The organism is Planctomycetota bacterium, assembly GCA_016872555.1.
Classification (GTDB): Bacteria; Planctomycetota; Planctomycetia; order Pirellulales; family UBA1268; genus F1-20-MAGs016.
In genome coordinates this window covers 92,194-109,832 of sequence record VGZO01000005.1, presented here as the reverse complement: position 1 = coordinate 109,832, position 17,639 = coordinate 92,194, and the positions used below count along the sequence as shown (strand labels likewise).

At 72.8% G+C, this 17,639-nt stretch carries 15 protein-coding genes; 7 read left to right on the top strand and 8 right to left on the bottom strand.

Annotated elements, in window-relative coordinates; all coding sequences use genetic code 11:
- Positions 1 to 16: 16 nt before the first annotated feature.
- Complete coding sequence (locus tag FJ309_02975) at positions 17 to 1,039, top strand: tetratricopeptide repeat protein (protein MBM3953582.1); 1,023 nt, start codon at positions 17 to 19, stop codon at positions 1,037 to 1,039.
- A 30-nt stretch (positions 1,040 to 1,069) separates the two neighbouring features.
- Here FJ309_02975 and FJ309_02970 read toward each other — a convergent pair whose 3' ends face one another.
- Together FJ309_02970 and FJ309_02965 are read right to left on the bottom strand one after the other, a co-directional pair.
- A complete protein-coding gene (locus FJ309_02970; protein ID MBM3953581.1) occupies positions 1,070 to 1,465 on the bottom strand; it encodes a hypothetical protein in 396 nt (131 codons plus the stop codon).
- Positions 1,466 to 1,499: 34 nt separating this feature from the next.
- Entirely contained in the window at positions 1,500 to 1,844 is a 345-nt protein-coding gene (locus FJ309_02965; GenBank protein ID MBM3953580.1) for a hypothetical protein, read from the bottom strand.
- 479 nt (positions 1,845 to 2,323) lie between these two features.
- Here FJ309_02965 and FJ309_02960 point away from each other — a divergent pair, with 479 nt between their 5' ends.
- Positions 2,324 to 4,576, top strand: a complete 2,253-nt coding sequence (locus FJ309_02960; protein MBM3953579.1) for a DNA topoisomerase VI subunit B — start codon at positions 2,324 to 2,326, stop codon at positions 4,574 to 4,576.
- 200 nt (positions 4,577 to 4,776) lie between these two features.
- Positions 4,777 to 6,009 carry a glycosyltransferase family 4 protein gene (locus FJ309_02955; GenBank protein MBM3953578.1) on the top strand — a complete coding sequence of 411 codons (1,233 nt, stop codon included), beginning with the start codon at positions 4,777 to 4,779 and terminating at the stop codon, positions 6,007 to 6,009.
- 16 nt (positions 6,010 to 6,025) lie between these two features.
- On the opposite strand, the gene FJ309_02950 is transcribed toward FJ309_02955, so the two are convergent.
- Positions 6,026 to 7,126, bottom strand: coding sequence for a hypothetical protein (locus FJ309_02950; GenBank protein MBM3953577.1), 1,101 nt, complete (start codon positions 7,124 to 7,126; stop codon positions 6,026 to 6,028).
- Positions 7,127 to 7,530: 404 nt separating this feature from the next.
- Here FJ309_02950 and FJ309_02945 point away from each other — a divergent pair, with 404 nt between their 5' ends.
- From FJ309_02945 to FJ309_02935, 3 genes are read left to right on the top strand one after another with little or no spacing between them, the layout of a single operon-like run.
- Positions 7,531 to 8,544, top strand: a complete 1,014-nt coding sequence (locus FJ309_02945) for a hypothetical protein (protein ID MBM3953576.1) — start codon at positions 7,531 to 7,533, stop codon at positions 8,542 to 8,544.
- Positions 8,545 to 8,562: 18 nt separating this feature from the next.
- A complete protein-coding gene (locus tag FJ309_02940) occupies positions 8,563 to 9,411 on the top strand; it encodes an RNA methyltransferase (protein ID MBM3953575.1) in 849 nt (282 codons plus the stop codon).
- On the top strand, positions 9,408 to 10,637 hold the full coding sequence (locus FJ309_02935; protein MBM3953574.1) for a hypothetical protein: 1,230 nt from the start codon (positions 9,408 to 9,410) through the stop codon (positions 10,635 to 10,637). The genes FJ309_02940 and FJ309_02935 overlap by 4 nt, the downstream gene beginning before the upstream one ends.
- 264 nt (positions 10,638 to 10,901) lie before the next feature.
- Here FJ309_02935 and FJ309_02930 read toward each other — a convergent pair whose 3' ends face one another.
- The 3 genes from FJ309_02930 to FJ309_02920 form a co-directional block, all read right to left on the bottom strand.
- Positions 10,902 to 11,330 carry a hypothetical protein gene (locus tag FJ309_02930; GenBank protein ID MBM3953573.1) on the bottom strand — a complete coding sequence of 143 codons (429 nt, stop codon included), beginning with the start codon at positions 11,328 to 11,330 and terminating at the stop codon, positions 10,902 to 10,904.
- A gap of 124 nt (positions 11,331 to 11,454) precedes the next feature.
- A complete protein-coding gene (glgA, locus tag FJ309_02925; protein ID MBM3953572.1) occupies positions 11,455 to 12,915 on the bottom strand; it encodes a glycogen synthase GlgA in 1,461 nt (486 codons plus the stop codon).
- Positions 12,916 to 12,919: 4 nt separating this feature from the next.
- Positions 12,920 to 15,988, bottom strand: coding sequence for a c-type cytochrome (locus FJ309_02920; GenBank protein ID MBM3953571.1), 3,069 nt, complete (start codon positions 15,986 to 15,988; stop codon positions 12,920 to 12,922).
- A 158-nt stretch (positions 15,989 to 16,146) separates the two neighbouring features.
- Between FJ309_02920 and FJ309_02915 the strand changes: the two genes are divergently transcribed.
- Positions 16,147 to 16,800 carry a hypothetical protein gene (locus FJ309_02915; GenBank protein ID MBM3953570.1) on the top strand — a complete coding sequence of 218 codons (654 nt, stop codon included), beginning with the start codon at positions 16,147 to 16,149 and terminating at the stop codon, positions 16,798 to 16,800.
- Between the two features lie 106 nt (positions 16,801 to 16,906).
- Here the strand turns inward: FJ309_02915 and FJ309_02910 are convergent, their stop codons facing one another.
- Positions 16,907 to 17,248 (bottom strand): hypothetical protein, encoded by a 342-nt coding sequence (locus tag FJ309_02910; GenBank protein ID MBM3953569.1) that lies wholly within the window; start codon positions 17,246 to 17,248, stop codon positions 16,907 to 16,909.
- 15 nt (positions 17,249 to 17,263) lie between these two features.
- Positions 17,264 to 17,593: a DUF433 domain-containing protein gene (locus FJ309_02905; GenBank protein ID MBM3953568.1), complete on the bottom strand. Its 330-nt coding sequence runs from the start codon at positions 17,591 to 17,593 to the stop codon at positions 17,264 to 17,266.
- Positions 17,594 to 17,639 lie beyond the last annotated feature (46 nt).

Below are 17,639 nucleotides of genomic sequence, written 5' to 3'. Positions count from 1 at the left end.
CGCACGGGACCCGCGCATGGCAGGCGACGCGAGCGATCGGCGCCGAGCGATCCCCGGAGCCGCGGGCCCCGGGATCGACGATTCGCTGTTCGCGCGGCAGCAGCGCGGCGAGCGGCAGTTCCACACCGCCGCCCTGGTCGCCGACCTGCTCGGGATCTCTCCGGCAGCGCTGGCCCACTGGGTCCGTCGCGGCCTGCTCCGGCCGGTGACGCACGAGGCGGGGGTGGCTTGGTTCGACTATCCGCAGATCGTCGCGGCACGCCACCTCGCCACGTTCCTCGCCGCGGGCCTGTCGCTGCGCGAGATCGACGCGGCGCTCGCCGGCTTCGCCGCCGACGGCGCCGAACTGCCGCTCGACCGGCTCGTCCTCGACGGCCGGCGGATCCGCCTCCGCCGGCATGGCCGACTCGTCGGCCCGGGGGGGCAGCTCGATCTGCCGTTCGGCGCGACGGCGATCGACGAAGACGACGCTCCGGTGATCCCCTGGCCGGCATCACGCCTCCGCAGCGAACCGACCGACGACGATCCGCCGGCGGACGACGGCGAGGGGCTCGACGACCTGCTGGCGCTGGCCGCCGATCTCGAGGCCGGTGGGGAGGCCCACGAGGCTGCCGACGTCCTCCGCGCCGTGCTCCAGGCGACGGGCCCGAGCGCCGAGACGGCGTTCGCCCTGGCCGAGTTGCTGTTCCGCTCCGGCGACCTCGCCGCCGCGCGCGAGCGCTACTACGCGACGATCGAGATCGATCCCGACCACCTCGCGGCGCGCACCGGGCTGGGGAGGGTGCTGGCGGCGCTCGGCCAACCGCAGGTCGCCCTCGCGGCGCTCGAGGGGGTGATGTCCCGCGCGCCCGCCTATCCCGACGCCCACTTCCACGCCGCCGGCGTGCTCCGCGCGCTCGGGCGCGACGCCGAGGCGCGGCGCCGGCTGCGGACGTTCGTCGATCTCGCACCGGCCGGACCGTGGACCGCCGTCGCGCGGCGCTGGCTCGACGAGGCCGCTCCGGCCGGCGACGACGATCCCGGCGCGGGGCGGAACTGAACCGCTCCCGCGGCGGTCACCGGCGTCGGTTCACCACGGCCCCCGGACCGGATGGACACCGAATTGCACGGTGTCGCTGGGCCACATCGGCGTCGGGTACAGACCGCCGCCGTTCCCCGGCACCGCCCCCGGCCCCGGATAGGAACGCCGGAACTGGTGATACAGCGGCACGACGCGGTGGCTGGGAACGCCCCACGCGTACTCGGCGGTGAACTCCGCCGTCGGCGGCACGACCAGCGCCATCGGCCGACCGATCGACGGGTCGTACCAGACGCTGTGCCACGCCTTGTTGCGGCTGCGGAGGAAGTAGCGGTGGGCGATGGCGCTGTCGCCCGCCTCCGCAGCGCTCGGGGCGGCGACCGCACCGAGCGCGAGCAGTGCCAGCGCGAGCAGCGCCCGGGCAGGACGGACCGGGAGGGACTTCATCGGGGGAATCCTCGAAGGGAACGCGGGGCGGGGCTCACCACCAGTGGCCGTGGGCGACCGTCCGCAGGCCGGTGGCGCCGGCAGGGCGGACGTACTTGCGGCGGTGTTTGTAGAGGAACTCGTGCGGCATGAACGGCGGGTACGTGTACCAGGTGTGGCCGACGTGCGGCGGCACGGGGCGCGGGGCGACGTAGAGCTGCGCGCCGAATCCGGGGGCGGATCCGGCCGGCACCGGCGGCACCCAGTAGTTGTGAAAGACGTCGGGCGTCGGGGCGTCGACGCCCCAGTTGATCGGCGCGGCGGTGGCGACGGCCATCGTCGCCAGTTCCAGCGCCACCGCCGCGAGGATCCACCGGCCCGTCCGCGTCGACGTTGTCATCGTCGCACCTCCGCTGTGCTGTCCGTGGCGGCGGCCGTCCATGGCCGCCGGAGTCCGTCGTCCACGGGAGGCCCGCCTCCCGTCACCGCCCGCCGCATCCCACGGCGGACCGGCCGTGCCTTCCCGCGCCGCGCTCCTCCGTGAGCCATCGGCTGCGGGACAGCCCGACGGGCCGGCCGGATCCCTCCATGGAATTCGGTCCCGACCCGCCCCGGAGAGGCACCGCGCTGTCGCGCCGCACCGTCCGGACAAGAGGAAGGTTCGGCAACCGTGGCAGGGCCGGTTGATCCGGCAGGCCGCGGCGCCAAACCGGCTACGTCCCGGGCACATCCGGCATGAACGGCACCACCCCACCCCTCCCGCCGCACGGTCACCGCGACCGGTATACTTCGCCCCGCTTGCCAGCCCCCGCCCCGCAGACGAGAGTCGGGGGAAAGCCCGGCCGGGTCGCCGGCGCGCCCCGCCCGCACAGCATTCCGATGGCCACTCCCGCGAAGAAAACGGCACCCGTCCCCCGCCCGGCCGTCGCGCTGGCGGAGGGGACGTCGCCTCCCGCGCCTGCGCCGACGAAGCGGCGGGCCACCGCCCAGGCCCTCGCCGCCGGGCAGCGCGACATCTCGGTGAGCGAGTTCTTCGCCAAGAACCGCCACCTCCTCGGGTTCGACTCGCCGCGCAAGGCGCTGCTCACGAGCGTCAAGGAGGCGGTCGACAACGCCCTCGATGCCTGCGAGGAGGCGGGCATCCTCCCGGAGATCTGGGTCCGGATCGAAGCGGTCGGCGAGGGGGTGAGCCGCTACCGGATGGCGGTCCAGGACAACGGGCCTGGAATCGTCTCCAAACAGATCCCGCTGATCTTCGGCAAGCTCCTCTACGGGTCCAAGTTCCACCGCCTGCGGATGAGCCGCGGTCAGCAGGGGATCGGGATCTCGGCCGCCGGGATGTACGGCGTGCTCACCACCGGCAAGCCGGTGAAGATCATCTCCAAGACCGCCGCCAAGGAGCCGGCCCACTACACCGAGCTGCGCATCGACACCAAGACCAACCAGCCGGAGATCCTCAACGGCAAGGGGGCGGGCGTCGACATCCCGCCGGGCAAGGCCGGCGACGAACTGATGCGCAAGCACACCATCGAGTGGGTCGCGGCCAACGACCGCGGCGACGCGCTGGAGCACGGCACGCGCGTCACGATCGAGATGGAGGCGAAGTACCACCGCGGCCGGGGCAGCGTCGAGGAGTATCTCCAGCAAACGGCGATCTCCAACCCACACGCCCGGATCCACTTCCAACCTCCCGAGGGGGAGGAAGTGCTGCTCGAGCGATCGAGCCACGAGCTCCCGCCGGAACCGAAGGAGATCAAGCCCCATCCCTACGGCGTCGAGCTCGGCCGGCTGGTGACGCTCCTCCAGCAGCAGCCCAAGGCCACGCTGTCGCAGTTCCTCACCCAGTCGTTCTCGCGCGTCTCGCCGGGGATCGCCCGCAAGCTCTGTGAGGCGGCGAAGCTCTCGCCGCGGGCCACCGGCGCCAAGCTCGGCCGCGGCGAGGCCGACGCCCTCTACAAGGCGATCCAGGAAACGCGGATCCCGCCGCCGGCGACCGACTGCGTGGTGCCGATCGGCGAGCAGCGCCTCCTCGCCGGGCTCCGCCAGGTCGTGCCCGGGGAGTTCTTCACCGCCGCCACGCGCCCCCCCGGCGTGTACCGCGGCAACCCGTTCGTGATCGAGGCCGCGCTCGCCTACGGCGGCGGCCCGGGGGCGCAGAAGGTGTCGCTCGAGGCGCTGGTCGAGCTGGCCGGCCAGTCCGACGCGCGGAGCCTGCGGCAATTCCTCACCACGACGTTCGCCGGGCTGGGCGCCGAGGCCGCCGACGCGATCCTCGACGAGGCGAAGCTCGCTCCCCGGCAGTCGCCGTCGAAGCTCAAGAAGGCGGCGCTCGAGGCCCTCCACGGCGCCATGCAGCACGTCAACGCCGAGGACGGCCAGACGATGACCGTCCTCCGCTACGCCAACCGCGTGCCGCTCCAATTCCAGCACGGCGCCTGTGCCGTGACGCAGACGATCCTGTCCACCAATTGGCGCGCCTACGGCCTGTCCCAGTCACGCAATTCGCTCCCCGCCGGCCCGGTCACCGTGATGGTCCACGTGGCGAGCGTCTGGGTGCCGTTCACGAGCGAGTCGAAGGAGGCGATCGCCTCGTACCCAGAGATCCTCAAGGAGATCCGCCTCGCGCTCCAGGCGGTGGGGCGGAAGCTCGGCATGTACCTCCGCCGCCGCCAGCGCGTCGCCCAGGAGGGGCAGCGGCGGAGCATCTTCCTCCGCTACCTCGGCGAGGTCGCCAGCGCCGTCAGCGTGATCAACGGCACCGACCGGGCCCGGCTCTACGAAGACCTGCTCGCGGTCGCGAAGCGGAAGACGGCCGAGGCCGACGTCAAGCTCGACGACCGCGGCCGCCCGGTGGCCGAGGAGGAAGACCTCGACTTCGGCGACAACTGCATCATCGTCGCCCAGGGTGAGGTCGGGCTGACCCCGGCGGCGGCCGACGCCGTCGACGACGAGATCTCGGCCGGGCGGGCGACACCGCGGCAGGAAGGAAAGCTCCCGGCCAAGGGGAGGGGAAAGACTCGTCGCCACTCCGCCGCTGGCGACGATCCCGTGGCCGCCGACTCACGTCCCTCTCGGCCTGATCCTCGGGCGGCCGCGGAAACCCGCGGGAAGGCGAAGCGCCCGAGTCGCTGACGCGCGCCGGAGGAACCGGTGCCTGTCCACCGAAACCCTCGCTCCCGGCAAGCCCATCGGGAACGGTGCGTGTGCCACGTGGTACGATATCGTCGTTTCCACTGTCTGCAGACTTCACTCCCGGGCGGCCGCAGCGTGCCGGCTCGCGGCAGGATGGAGCTCGTCCAACGGCGGGATGTTCACCGGCAACTGGCCTATCGATGCGCGTCGCCTTGATCCAGGACGGAGCCCGCGGGCATTACGGGTTGGCGATCGCGCTACGACGGGCCGGCATCCTCGAATCGGTGTACACCGACTTCTACGCCACCCCGGCGACGGTGCATTCCGCCGTCGCCGCCGGTGTTTCCCGGATGGCACCTGCCGTCGGCAAGCGGATGAGCGAGCGTTACGCGCCGCAGCTGCAGGATGTCACGATCCGGCAAAGCCTGCCGCTCGCCGCCTCCCTCCAGGTCGGCTCCCGGTTCATCCATCCGGTGTCGGCATACTACCGCTGGGCATCGCAGCGAGTGGGCCGGTGGGTGCGCCGCGTCGGCCTCGGCAACGCGGACGTCGTGGTCGGATTCGTCCGCAACATCGACCCCGACCTGTGTCGCTGGTGCCGCGACCGCGGTCTCACCGTGATCGGCGACCAGATGATCGCTCCGGCAGCGACCGAGCGGGCCGAGATGCGGATCCAGCAGCAGCGCTGGCCCGGCTGGCAGGCGGGTGGCACCGAGAACGACGATTTCTTCAGTGCCATCGACGAGGTGGAACGGTCGACGTGGCAGAACGTCGATCATGTCGTCGCGCCGTCGCGCTACGTGAAGGACGAAATGGTGCGGCACGGCGTGTCCGCCGACCTCGTGTCCGTCGTCAATTACGCGGTCGGCGAACAATACACACCCCAAGACCGCAGCGCGGATCGCGACGTCATCACCGTCGGATTCATGGGGACGGTCGGCCTCCGCAAGGGGATTCCGTATTTCGCCGAGGTCGCGAAGCGACTCGCGCGACCGGGCCGTGTCCGGTTCGTCGCGGTCGGGCCGATCGAACTGACCGAACACGGCCGGCGCGAAGCCGGGGCAAGCGTCGAGCTGGTGGGCAAGGTGCCGCGGTCGGAGGGCGTCGAGTGGTTACGACGCTTCGACATCTTCTTTTTCCCGACGACCTGCGAGGGATCGGCCTACGTCCTCATGGAGGCGATGGCGACCGGCCTGCCGATCGTGACCTCGCCGAACAGCGGCACCGTCGCCCGCGAAGGCGAGGAAGCGTTCATCGCCCCGTACGACGCGATCGACACGCACGTCGCGCTGCTCGAGCGGCTCATCGCCGACCGTGATCTGCGCCTCGAGATGGGGCGATCCGCCGCGCGGTCGTACCGTCAATTCGACCTCGAGGCCTACAGCAGTCGGCTCGCCGACGTGATTGGCAGGACGGCGCGGGATCGCGGCTGACCGGCCACGACCGAGCTCACTCGCGCCGCGGACCCTCCGCCGCTCCCTCACGCCGCAGCGCCTGCTCGATCCGCTCGAGCCGCTCCTCGAACGCGGCCAAGCGCCGCTTGGTGTCTTCGGCACGCTCGCGCTGCTCGCCGACGGCCCGGCGCGTCTCCTCGAGGACGCGGCGGACCTCCTCGAAGCGCTCGCCGACCGCCCGTTCCATCTCCTCTCTGACCCCGCGGATCCCCTGGCCGGCCTTCTGGGAATGGGCCTCGAAGCGCTCGGTGAGCATCCGCTCGAGCTGCTCCTTCAAGTCGCGGACATGCGCTGCGGGGTCACCGTGGTCCTCCGGCTTGTCCGACGCCTTCAGCGTCCGGGCCTCGAACCGAAACACCTGCGGCGCGACGGCAACCGGCTGACCGGGCACGGCCGGGACGGCAATCGCCACACCAGGCGGCGGCGGCGCGACCGGCACCGGAGGCACGACAGCCTGCGGGGGCGCGACGGGGGCCATCGGCGGCGCCGGGGGCTGCGGTCCCGGCTGCTGTGCCATCGGCAGATGGGGAGCGTGCGGACCATGGCTCTGGTGACCGGGCCCCTGCGGACCTGGCCCCTGGGGACCAAGACCAGGCTGATGCGGGCCCTGATGCATCGGCCCCTGCTGGAACTGTCCTGGACGCATCATCTGACCAGGACCGCCGAAGCGCGGCCCCGGCTGCATGCCGGGCCGGGCGGGCGGCCCCATCGGGCGCGGCCCGCTGCCCTGACGAGCGCCACCCGATCGCGCCCCCTCCGCCATCCGCCGCTCGATCTGCTCGAGGCGCTGCATGATCGTGTCGAGCCGGCGGTCGATCTCCTGCCGCGCGCTCGGCTGCTCGCCATCGGGGCGGCGCGGCGGAACGGGAGCGTCGCGCCGTGGGCCGCTATCGCGCTCGCCTCCGCGCGGTTCGAAGGCCGGGTCCTCGGGTGGCCGCCGATCGCGCTGTGCGAGCATGTCGGTGGCGTCGCGCCACCGGTCGACCGCCTCGGCCACGGTCTCGCGGGTATCGACCGGCGTCGCTCCGGCGCTGCCGGCCAGGCAGGATCCGACGACCAGTCCCAATGACACCTCGCCGATGATCATGCGTCGCATCGTGATGCTCCTCTGTCGGATACCCGGATCGCGTTCCGGTAACGCCCGACAGTATCGCGGGGGGGTTCGGGGATTTCCAATGGATCGGGAGATGGATCAGCCATTGGGAAACCCCTGCCAGATCCATTGCCGCGAGGAAGACGCCTCTGCTCGGGCTCTGCAGAGGGGCCGCCCCCCGCGCCTCTGCCCTCGCATCGACCCGCACGACATTGCGACGGGCCGATGCGAGGGCGACGGCGGAGGGGCTCCGCGGGTCCTCGATAGAAGAAGGCGGGGACGGGCGTTGCTCGGGAGCTCGCCGCCCCTTACCGGGTCGAACGTATCGTAGGGGTGACTGCCGCCCGACACGGACGGGGCGGGTTCCGCGCTCCGCGTCGGTCGTCCGCGCCCTTCGTCACAGCCTCATGAACGCTCCGGCACCGGGAACACCGCTCGATCCGGCGCTCGTCGACCACGGGGGCGGCCGGCGCCTCGATCGGCTCGGCGGCATCCTCGTCGACCGACCCTGCGCCGCCGCGCTCGGGGCCCCGGCCGATCCCGCCGCCTGGGCACAGGCGACGGTCCGTCATGTCACGCCATCTGGGGCTGCGCCATCTGGATCACCTGAGGCCAGTCCATCTGGGTTTTCCGGCGCCGCGGCACTCGGCGCCGGGCTTCCTCGCGTCACGCCCTCCCGCGTTCCTCCACCCCGCGCCACACCGTCTGGCCCTGGCGCGGAGTGGGCGATCAGCGGCGGCGTCCCCGAGCCCTGGTCGGTGGTGCTCCCGATCGGACCTGCCACGATCACACTCGCGGTGCGGCCCGCGCCCTCCGGGCAGATCGGCCTGTTTCTCGAGCAGCTCCCGCAGTGGCGCTGGCTGGCACAGCGCGTCGGGATGGGGCAGCGGGTGCTGTCGCTGTTTTCCCATTCCGGTGCCGCGTCGCTGGCGGCAGCCGCGGCAGGCGCCGCCGTCGTGAGTGTCGATGCGTCGCGGCCGGCCACGGCACTGGCGCGTGGCAACGCCGCGCTGTCGGGCCTCGCCGACCGGCCGATCGCCTGGATCGAGGACGACGCCCGGAAGGTCGTCGGCCGGCTCGGGCGGCGCGGCGAGCGCTTCGACGCGGTCGTCCTCGATCCGCCGTCGTGGGGCCATGGTACGCGCGGCGAGGCGTTTGCCATCGACCGCGACCTCGAGCCACTCCTCGACGACGTCGCCCGGCTCCTCTCCGCCGACGGGCCGGGCACGTTCCTGGTCACCTGCCATTCGCCGCGCTGGCCCGCCGACCGACTGCGCCACGTCGTCGAGGGAACGCTGGCCCGTGCCGGCAGGCCGGGCGCGCGGATCGAAGCGGATTCACTCGTGCTCGACGCCGAGTCGGGCCGCCGGCTCGCGCTCGGGGTATTCGCCCGCGCGGGTGGCGCGGCACACTCTCGCTAGCCCTCGCTTGGATCCGCGATGCCCTCCGAGCCGATCACCAGCGCTTCCAATCCCCGGATCCTCGCCGCCGCCCGGCTCCGCGATGGCCGGCAGCGGCGCGACACCGGCCTGTCGCTCGTCGACGGCCAGCGGGAGATCGCCCGGGCGGCGGCGGCCGGCGTCGAGATCGTCGAGGTGTTCATCGATCCGGCGGCGTTCGCGACACCACCCGCTTGGCTCGCGCGGCTCGAAGCGGGCGGCACGCGCGTCACTCCGGCCCACGGCGCCGCCTTCGCCAAGGTCGCGTTTGGCGACCGCAACGAGGGATGCGTCGCCGTCGTCCGTTTCTCCGGCCGCACGCTCGACGAAACGCCGCTGCCCGCCGATCGCCCGGTGCTCGTGGTCGAGGGGGTTGAAAAACCGGGCAACCTCGGCGCCATCCTCCGCACCGCCGACGCCGCGGGGCTCGGCGGCGTGATCGCCTGTGGCGGCGGGACCGATCCGGCCAATCCCGCGACGATCCGCGCGAGTCTCGGCACGGTGTTTTCCGTGCCGTTGGCGACCGCGACGACCGCCGCCGCGATCGGGTGGTGCGCGGCCCACGGCCGCCGCGTCGTCGCAGCCACTCCCACTGGCGCCGCGCTCTGGCACGCCGCCGACCTCACCGGCCCGGTGGCGCTGCTCCTCGGGAGCGAGGCCCACGGGATCGATCCGGCCTGGGCCGCCGCCGCCGCCGCGGGACGGCTGACGCTCGACACCGTCCGCCTCCCGATGCACGGCGCCGCCGATAGCCTCAATGTCGCCGCCACCGCCGCCGTGCTGGCATACGAGGCGCTGCGCCAGGAAACTATCCGCCCCCGCCGAGCCTCCGAGGACCGCTCCCGATGACATCCCCTGCCGCCGATCCGTTCACCGCGCTAGCCGACACGGCGACGCGCGAGGGAGTCGCCGCGGCGTTCGCGGAGCTGTGCGCATCGCTCGCCACCCGGCGCCGCTGGCACGCGCTGTTCGATGCCCGGCTGCTCGAGGCGCGCCAGCGCCTCGGGCTGCCGCTCGCCGGTGATCTCTCGGCCACCCCGCAGGACGCGCGCGACGCCCTCGAGGCCGCGTCGCTGACCGCCTGCCGCGAGGCGGGCTGGCCGCTGCTCGACGAGGGGCGGGTGGCGGCCGGCTGGATGTATCTCCGCGCCGCGGCGGAGCCGACGGATGTCGCCGCGGCGCTGGCGAAGGTCGCTGACCGCCTCGACGCGCCTCGCGAGGGGGATGATCCTGCGGCCGACGAATCGCTCCAGGAGCTGATCCACGTCGCGCTGTGGGAGGGGGTCGATCCGGCGCTCGGCCTGCGGATCCTCCTCGCCCGCTCGGGCACCTGCAACACGATCACCGCCTACGAGCAGGCCGTGTCGCGCCTCCCCGCGGACCGGCAGGAGCCGGCGGCCCGGCTCCTCGTCGAGCACCTCCACCGCCACGTGGCCGAGTCACTGGCGGGCGATCTGGCGCGGCGCGGCCTCCGCGGCGACGAGCGCGTGCCGGAGGGGGAAGCGCCGATCGCGGCGCTCGTGGCCACCGCCGACGGCCTTGCCGACGGTTCGATCCACGTCGACGTCTCCCACCTCCAGTCGGTGCTGCGGATCGCGCGGGTCTGCACCGACAGGCCGTCGCTCGCGCGCGCCTGGGATCTGGCCGGCTATGCCTGCCGGCTGCCGAGCGAGGTCGTGTATCCGGGTGAGCCGCCGTTCGAGCAGGTCGGGCCGGCGTCGCGCGCCTTCTTCGGCGCCCAGCTCGGCCACGACGTCGACGGCGCGGTCGCGCTGTTTCGCAAGGCGGCGATCGAGGCGAAGGTGGCCGAGTCGGGCACGCTGCCGGCCGACGTCCTGGTGCTGCTGCTGTATCGCCTCGGCCGCGCCACCGAGGCGCTCCACGCGGCGCTCGACCGTCCGGCCGACGACGGGATGCCCAGCGCCCTGTCGGCGACCGGCATGCTGCCGTCGCTCGTCGAGCTCGCCACCACGGCCGGCGACCACGAAGCCCTCCGCGCGGCCTGCCGGCGGCACGGCGACGAGATCACGTTCATGGCGAGCCTCGCGGCCGAGCGCGCCGCGGCAGCGCGGTAGCAGCCGAAGGGCAGCGCGATCGGCCGCGGGATGCGGCCGACGGCGACCCGGGAAACCCTCCACGGCTCCCGCCGTCACCCGGATGGACCGGATCGAGCGGGTGGACGCGGCCCGATTCGACGAGGATCGGGCGAAGGGGCGATCGTGGGGCGTCATCCACGGGCCGAATCTGATCCGACTGGTCAACGGCCGTGGCAAGGCCGGCGATAGGCCCGGTCGCCACATGGCCATGCGAAGCCTGCGCACCCGAATGCGTGCGCCGCCTCAGCGGATCCAGTTGGCCGGGCAGAGCCAGCCGAGCTTCGCCAGGCAGCCGCCGAGGCAGCCACCCAGGGGGCCGGTCGTGCAGTTTGAGCACGGATCGGGAGTGATGTAGCCCTGCGTTTCCGGCGGCATGAAGCCGCGGCCCGGGGGAAGCTGCCAGGGGGCAAGCAGGTCGGGCCCCTGGCGGGCGCCGTTGCAGCCGAACCAGCGGTTGCAGGCGTCGCAGGGATCGGGAGGACAGGGCTCGTCGTGGCAGGGCCACCAGTACCGCGGCCCGCAGCCGGTGTCGCCGCAGGGAGGCTCCATGCCCCACGCCGACGGCTTGCAGGGGCGCGGCGGCCGGCAGGTGGCGCAGAAGTCACCGGCCAACGCCGTGAGCGCCGAAAGGACCATCACCGTCGCCGTGATCAGGAGTGTCGCGCGTCGCATGGCCGGAGGTATCGGCAGCCGGCGCCGTCGGGATTCGCTGAAAAAGCCACACGTCGCGCGGGACACGCCGGCCCGACGGGCACGACGATTGCCAGCACAGCGCAACTTGCCCGGCCTGCCGCGCTCAGGCTTCGAGCGGCGGATCGGCGAGCGTGCGTTCGAAGAGGCGCACGTATTCGCGGGCGCTCGAGGCCCACGACCAGTCGAGTCCCATCACCTGCTGCACGAGCCGGCCCCAGAGGTCGCGGTCGGCATGGGCGTCGAGCCCGCGGAGAACGGCCTGCTCGAGCTCCGAGCCGTCGACCGACTGGAACACGAAGCCGCTGGCCGTGCCCGACCGGACCGTGTCGGGGGACACGTCGACGACGGTGTCGACCAGGCCCCCGGTGGCCCGGACCACCGGGAGCGTGCCGTAGCGGTGGGCGTAGAGCTGCGTCAGGCCGCATGGCTCGTAGAGGCTCGGCACGAGAAACAGGTCGGCCGCCGCCTGCACGAGGTGCGCGAGCCCCTCGTCGAACCCGACGACGACGTCGATCGCGTCGGGATGGACGGCGGCGGCGTGGCTCAACTCCCCTTCCCAGTGCTCGTCGCCGGCGCCGAGGACCACGAACCGCACCCGGCCGCTCCCGCCGAGACGGTGGAGGAGATCGACGACCAGGCCGATCCCCTTCTGCCCCGCCAAGCGCCCGACGAACGCCACCAGCGCCCGGCCGTCGGGGGTCGCCGACCCGAGCCGGGCATGGAGCGCCTCCTTGGCGGCCTGCTTGCCAGCCGCCGCGTCGGCGGCGCCATACGGGCGCGGGAGGAACGGGTCGGTGGCCGGATTCCAGGCGACGGTGTCGATGCCGTTGACGATTCCCGCCACCGTGCCGCTGCGCTGCGCGAGCACCCCCTCCAGGCCACAGCCTCCCGGGCTCGACTGGATCTCGCGCGCGTAGGTCGGGCTCACGGTCGTGACCAGGTCGGCGAACACGATCCCCGTCTTGAGGAGGTTCACCCGGTCGTGGCACTCCATCTGCTTCCAGTTGAAGTAGCGCCAGTCGAGCCCCGTCAACGGCATGTCGCCGGCGGGGAAGCTGCCCTGGTAGGCCATGTTGTGGATCGTCATCACCGTCCGCGTCGCCGCCGGCACGACCGGCGGCAGGAGCTTGAGCAGCGCCGGCACAAGGCCCGCCTGCCAGTCGTGGCAATGGACGATGTCGAACGGGGCCTCGAGCCGGGCGGAGAGCTCGGCCGCCGCACGGGCGAAAAACATCCACCGCGCCGCGTCGTCGGGGTAGTCGCCATACAGCGTGGGGCGGTCGAAGAACCCGGGGTGGTCGACGAGCAGGGCGTCGAACCCGCCGGCGACGCGCGCCCGGAGGATCCGCGCCGGCTCGCGGCGCTCGCCGATCGGCACGTCGAACCCGATCCCCGCCGGCTCGATCGTGATCCCCTGGGCGAGCGCCTGGCGGTGCGCCGGGATCACGAGCGTGACGTCGCAGCCGAGTCGTGCCAGCGCCGCCGGTAGCGACCCGGCCATGTCGGCCAGGCCGCCGGTCTTGGCGAACGGGATCGCTTCGCTGGCTATCTCGAGAACACGCATGGGGCTAACGCGGCACCTTGAGGGTCTCGAGCCAGGTGACGAGATCGACCAGCTCGTCGACCGAGAGCGTCGTCGCGAGGTCGGCGGGCATCAGCGACACCGGCTGCTTCACCAGCTCGGCGACATCGCCCGCCGCCAGCGTGACGTCGATCCCGTCGGCGCCGCGGACGACGACCTCGGAGGGGGTCTGCGAGACGACCAGGCCGGTCACGCTGCGGCCGTCCTCGCCGACCATCGTCCAGGTCTCGTAATTGTGGCTGATCGCCGCCGACGGCGCGAGCAGCGATTCCCACAATCCCTCACGCGACAGCTTCGCGCCGACGCCCGACAGATCGGGGCCGACCGCCTTCCCAGCGCCGGCGACGACATGGCACTTGCCGCACGTGCCGGCACCGGCAAAGAGCGCCTGCCCCGCGGCGGCATCCCCCGTGCGCTTCACGAGCTCGGCCACCGGCGGCAGCACCACGCCACCGCGCGCCGGCGGCAGCGGCAGCACGCCAGCCGCCTCCTTGCGGATCTCCGGCCAGGGTGACGCGGAAATTGCCAGCGCTGCTCCTTGGGCCAAGGCGCCTGTGACCACGCCCTCGCGGGCCAGCTCGATCAGCCGCCGGCTGCCGCTCTGCGAGCGCGCCAGAGCGCGGACGGCGACGGCGCGCAGCGCGTCGGGCACGTCCGCCTTCACGAGCAGCCCGGCGAGCAGATCGGTCCCCTTGCCGCTCCCGCCCGCCCCGACCGCGGCGAGGAGCCGGGTGGCCGCCGCCTCGTCGCCACCGCGGGCACGATGAGCGAAGGCATCGCCGGCGCCGAGCTCGAGCGCGGCGCTCGCGGCGGCGACGGCGAGTTTTTCATCGGTCCCGGCCGCCGCCGCGAGGGTGACGAGGGAGTCGGCCCGGTCCCGCAGGCCGAACCGTGACACGAGCGCCACTTCCTGCGCCGTGCCGGCGGCGAGGTCGGCGGCCGCGGCGATCGCCCCGGCCAGCGGCCCGGCCGCATCGGCCGGATCGAGTCGCAGCGTTACGATCGGGAGAATCACGCTCCGTTTGTCGGCCGGCCAGCCCGCGGCAGCGGCGAGGATCGCCGGCAGGGCAGCGCGGACGGTGGCGGCCGGCTGGAAATCGAGCGCCCTCACCAGCGCCAGCGACTCGCTGGTGCCGAGCGAGGGATCGGCGATCAACCGGGCGATCAACTCGGCCGAGCGCGTGCCGCGGCTGCGCCACACGATCTCGCGGGCCGCCGGCGAGAGCGGCTCCTGGAGGTCGGGCTGCCAGGCGGCGAGGCGGCTGTTCCAATGGCCGTCGGCGCCGATCCCGAGGGCTTCGAGCTCAAACCGGTCGCCGGCAACGTGGGCGCGGGCGAGGCGCGCCCAGATTCCGTCGGCACGGCCGCCGCCATGGCCGGCCAGTGCGATCGCCACCTCGCGGCGCACCGCCGGCGATGCGTCGCCGGCGAGCACGTCGGCAAGCGCGAGCGTGTCGCCGCGCGTCGCCCGCGAGAGCCGCAGCGCCACCGTGCGCAGCTCCGGCGCCGGCGCCCCGGCGAGAAACGCCACCACCCACTCCGGGTCGCGCCCCGGCAGCGTGCCCAGCGCCCAGGCGAGGCGCGCCGCATGGCGCAGGTCGGTCGCCTTCTCGAGCGCGGGGAGCAGCGCCGTCCCCGCCGCGGCAGGGTCTCGCGTGAGGCGCTCGAGCGCCGTGGCACGGGTCGACAGGTTGGGGCTGGCCAGCGCCGCGACGGCGCCGTCGACCGTGGCCAGATCGGCCGTGGGCACCGTCCAGCGTGCGCCGGCCGGCGCGATCCGGTACAGCCGCCCCTTCTCGACGTCCCCCATGCCGTGGCCGCCGACGCCAGGGTCGTACCAGTCGGCCACGATCAGCGATCCGTCGGGAGCGACACAGACGTCGCTGGGGCGAAACCAGCGGTCGGCGGCGCCGTCGACGAGCGTTTCGCTACCGGCCTCGTAGCCGGCACCCGCGGCGCGCACATGGTAGGCGCGGACGACGTTGGGCCCGGCGTCGCAGTGGATCAGGGAACCGTGGAAGCGCTCGGGCAACAGCCTGCCTTCGTAGACGCAGATCCCGGTCGGCGAGCCGGCGCCGGTATGGAGCAGGTTGGGGACGACGCCGGGGTCGTTCTGGTGCCAGTGGCGGCGCTCGACCGAGTCTTCGAGGTTGGCACGGGACTGCTGCCAGCCGGCGCCGGTGAGCTCGTCGACGTAGCCGTAGTTGCCGCGCTCCATCACCCAGTTGATGCGGACGCCGCGGTTGCCGTCGTCGTCGTTGTCGCTCTGCCACAGCGTGCCGAAGGAATCGACGGCGACCTCGTAGTTGTTGCGGAAGTTGTGGCCGAGGACCTCGAGCTCGCTGCCGTCGGGGCGGCAGCGGAACACCATCCCCTGGCGAAACGGCTTCCCCGAGTCGTCGACCGTGCGCCCCTCGCGGTCGACCACCGGATGCCCGTCGCGGTCGTGGATGGCGTGGCCGGTGTTGCCGAAGTTGAAATACCAGCGGCCGTCGGGGCCGACGACGAACGCATGGACCGAGTGGTCGTGCTGCGGCTGGCCGGTCTTCGTGAACAGCACCTCCTTGCGGTCGGCGACGAGGTCGCCGTCGTCGTCGTGGAGGATGAATACCTCCGGCGCGCACGACACGATCGCCCGCCGGCCGGGTCCGTCGCCGATCACGCAGATCCCCAGGGCGCTATCGACGTCGCGCCCCTGGTGGAACACGGTCTGCTTGTCGGCCGCGCCGTCACCGTCGGTGTCTTCGAGGACGAGGATCCGGTCGCCGTCGGGGCGCGTGTCCTTGCGCCCGCGGTAGTTGGTGACCTCGCACACCCACACGCGCCCCGACGCGTCGACGTCGATGTCGGCGGGGCTCGAGAGGAGCGGCTCGCCGGCGAACAGCGTCGCCGCCAGCCCCTCCGGCAGCACGAGCGTGCCGGGGCCGTCGGCCGGCTCGACCGGGCCCCCCGCCGCCCGGGCGACCGGCGGTGCGGCACCGGCACGAGGGGCGACGAGCACGAGGGCTGCGGCAGCGGCGGCCCCGATGGCAAAGCCCGAGCGTCGCATCGGCATCTCCGAAATGCGTGGAAGAGGTCCTGTTGAGCGGTGTGGCCGGGCCGGTGGCCACCGGCTCGTTCCGCCCCCGGAGCCACCCCGCGCGGGCAGTATAGTATGGAGGGAGTTGATCCTCCGGTCGCCACGCCTCCGGGTGCCCTCCGCCTGACTGCCCCGTGACTCCCCTCGTCAATCCGGCCGCGCTGTTCACGTTTCGGTTTCCCTGCCGGAAGCGCGACGCGCTGTGGCCGCCGGCTTCGGCGACACTCGACGACGCCTGCCGGCTGCCGTCCCTGGCGGCGGTCGTCGAGGTCCCCGACGTCGTCGAACTGTCGACCGCCTGGAACGAGCGCGGGCTGGCGGTCCGCGGCGTCGCCCGGGGCGTCGGCACGGCGCGGTGGTGCCAGCCGACACGCGCCGAAGACAGCGACGGACTGCACCTGTGGATCGCCACGCGGCCCACCGGCGAGAGCCACCGCGCGGGGCGCTACTGCCGGCGGCTGGCGCTGTTGCCCACCGGCGGCGGGCGCACGGCCGACAAGCCGATCGCCGTGGCCTGCGCGATCCCGCGGAAGAGTGAACCGCTCGCCGAGCTTCCCGAGGGGAGCGTGTCGATCGCCGCCACGCTGGCCGCCGACGGCTGGCGGATCGACGCCTTCGTCGCCGCCGCGGCGTTGCCCGGCTGGGATCCGGAGGAGATTCCCCGGCTCGGGTTCTTCGCGGCGCTCGTCGACCGCCGTCTCGGCCGCGTGCCGCTGTTCGCCCCGCCGGAGTACCCGTGGGACTCCGACCCCACGACCTGGGCCGAACTGGAACTCCTCGCGGAGTAGGAGGTAGGTGCCGGGCTGGCCAACCGAGGCCGCCTCCTGAACAGCAGGGCGGACCGCCGGGAAAACCCGTGGGATCAGCCGTTGATTGGCAGGGAGCGGCCGCCGTTCACTGCGCAGGCCGATTCACCCGCAGCAGCAGTCCATCGAGACTCTGCGGCTTCCGAACCGCCTCGTCGATCCGCGTTGCCAGCCTTTCGAGATCGTGATCGGCACTGCACACGACGATGCCCGCATGGCCCGGCCTCTCATCGTGAAGGCGGACGAAATGGCGCCGGTTCAGGGTGACTAGCACACGCTGCTCGCCGGTCGCGAATGCGAGCACCGCGTCATCGGTCAACGCCTGGCCCGCCAGACCGCTCTCCTGGATGGTCACCACGTCATGACCGAGCCTGCGTAGGTGCCGGGCTGCCGGCTCGGGAAAGTTTTCGTTTGTGTAGAGACGGGCCATCGGCCTCCCGATCCGTCACGCGGCCTCGTTGTCGTGGATCTGCCGTTCGATTTCCGCAGGGTGGGCGCGCCAGTAAGCCCACGCCGCGACGAGATCCTGCGCCCGTAGTGTCGGGTATGACCGAAGCAGATCGGCCTCGCTCGTGCCGAGCCGGTGTGTCTGCACCAGCAGCCACACCGGGATCCGGGTTCGCACGATGCACGGCTCCCCCCCGCAGACATCCGGGCGGGAATCGACACCGGGAAATGTCTCGTCGATCTGGGCGACGATATCCCGGACAAGCCGTGCCTTCTCCCCCCGGGTCAGGCGGCCGATCAGATCCAGCGCTTGTTCGAGAGCCGTCATCGACCCTGACCCAATGTCCCATGTGACCATCCCGATCGTCCCTCAT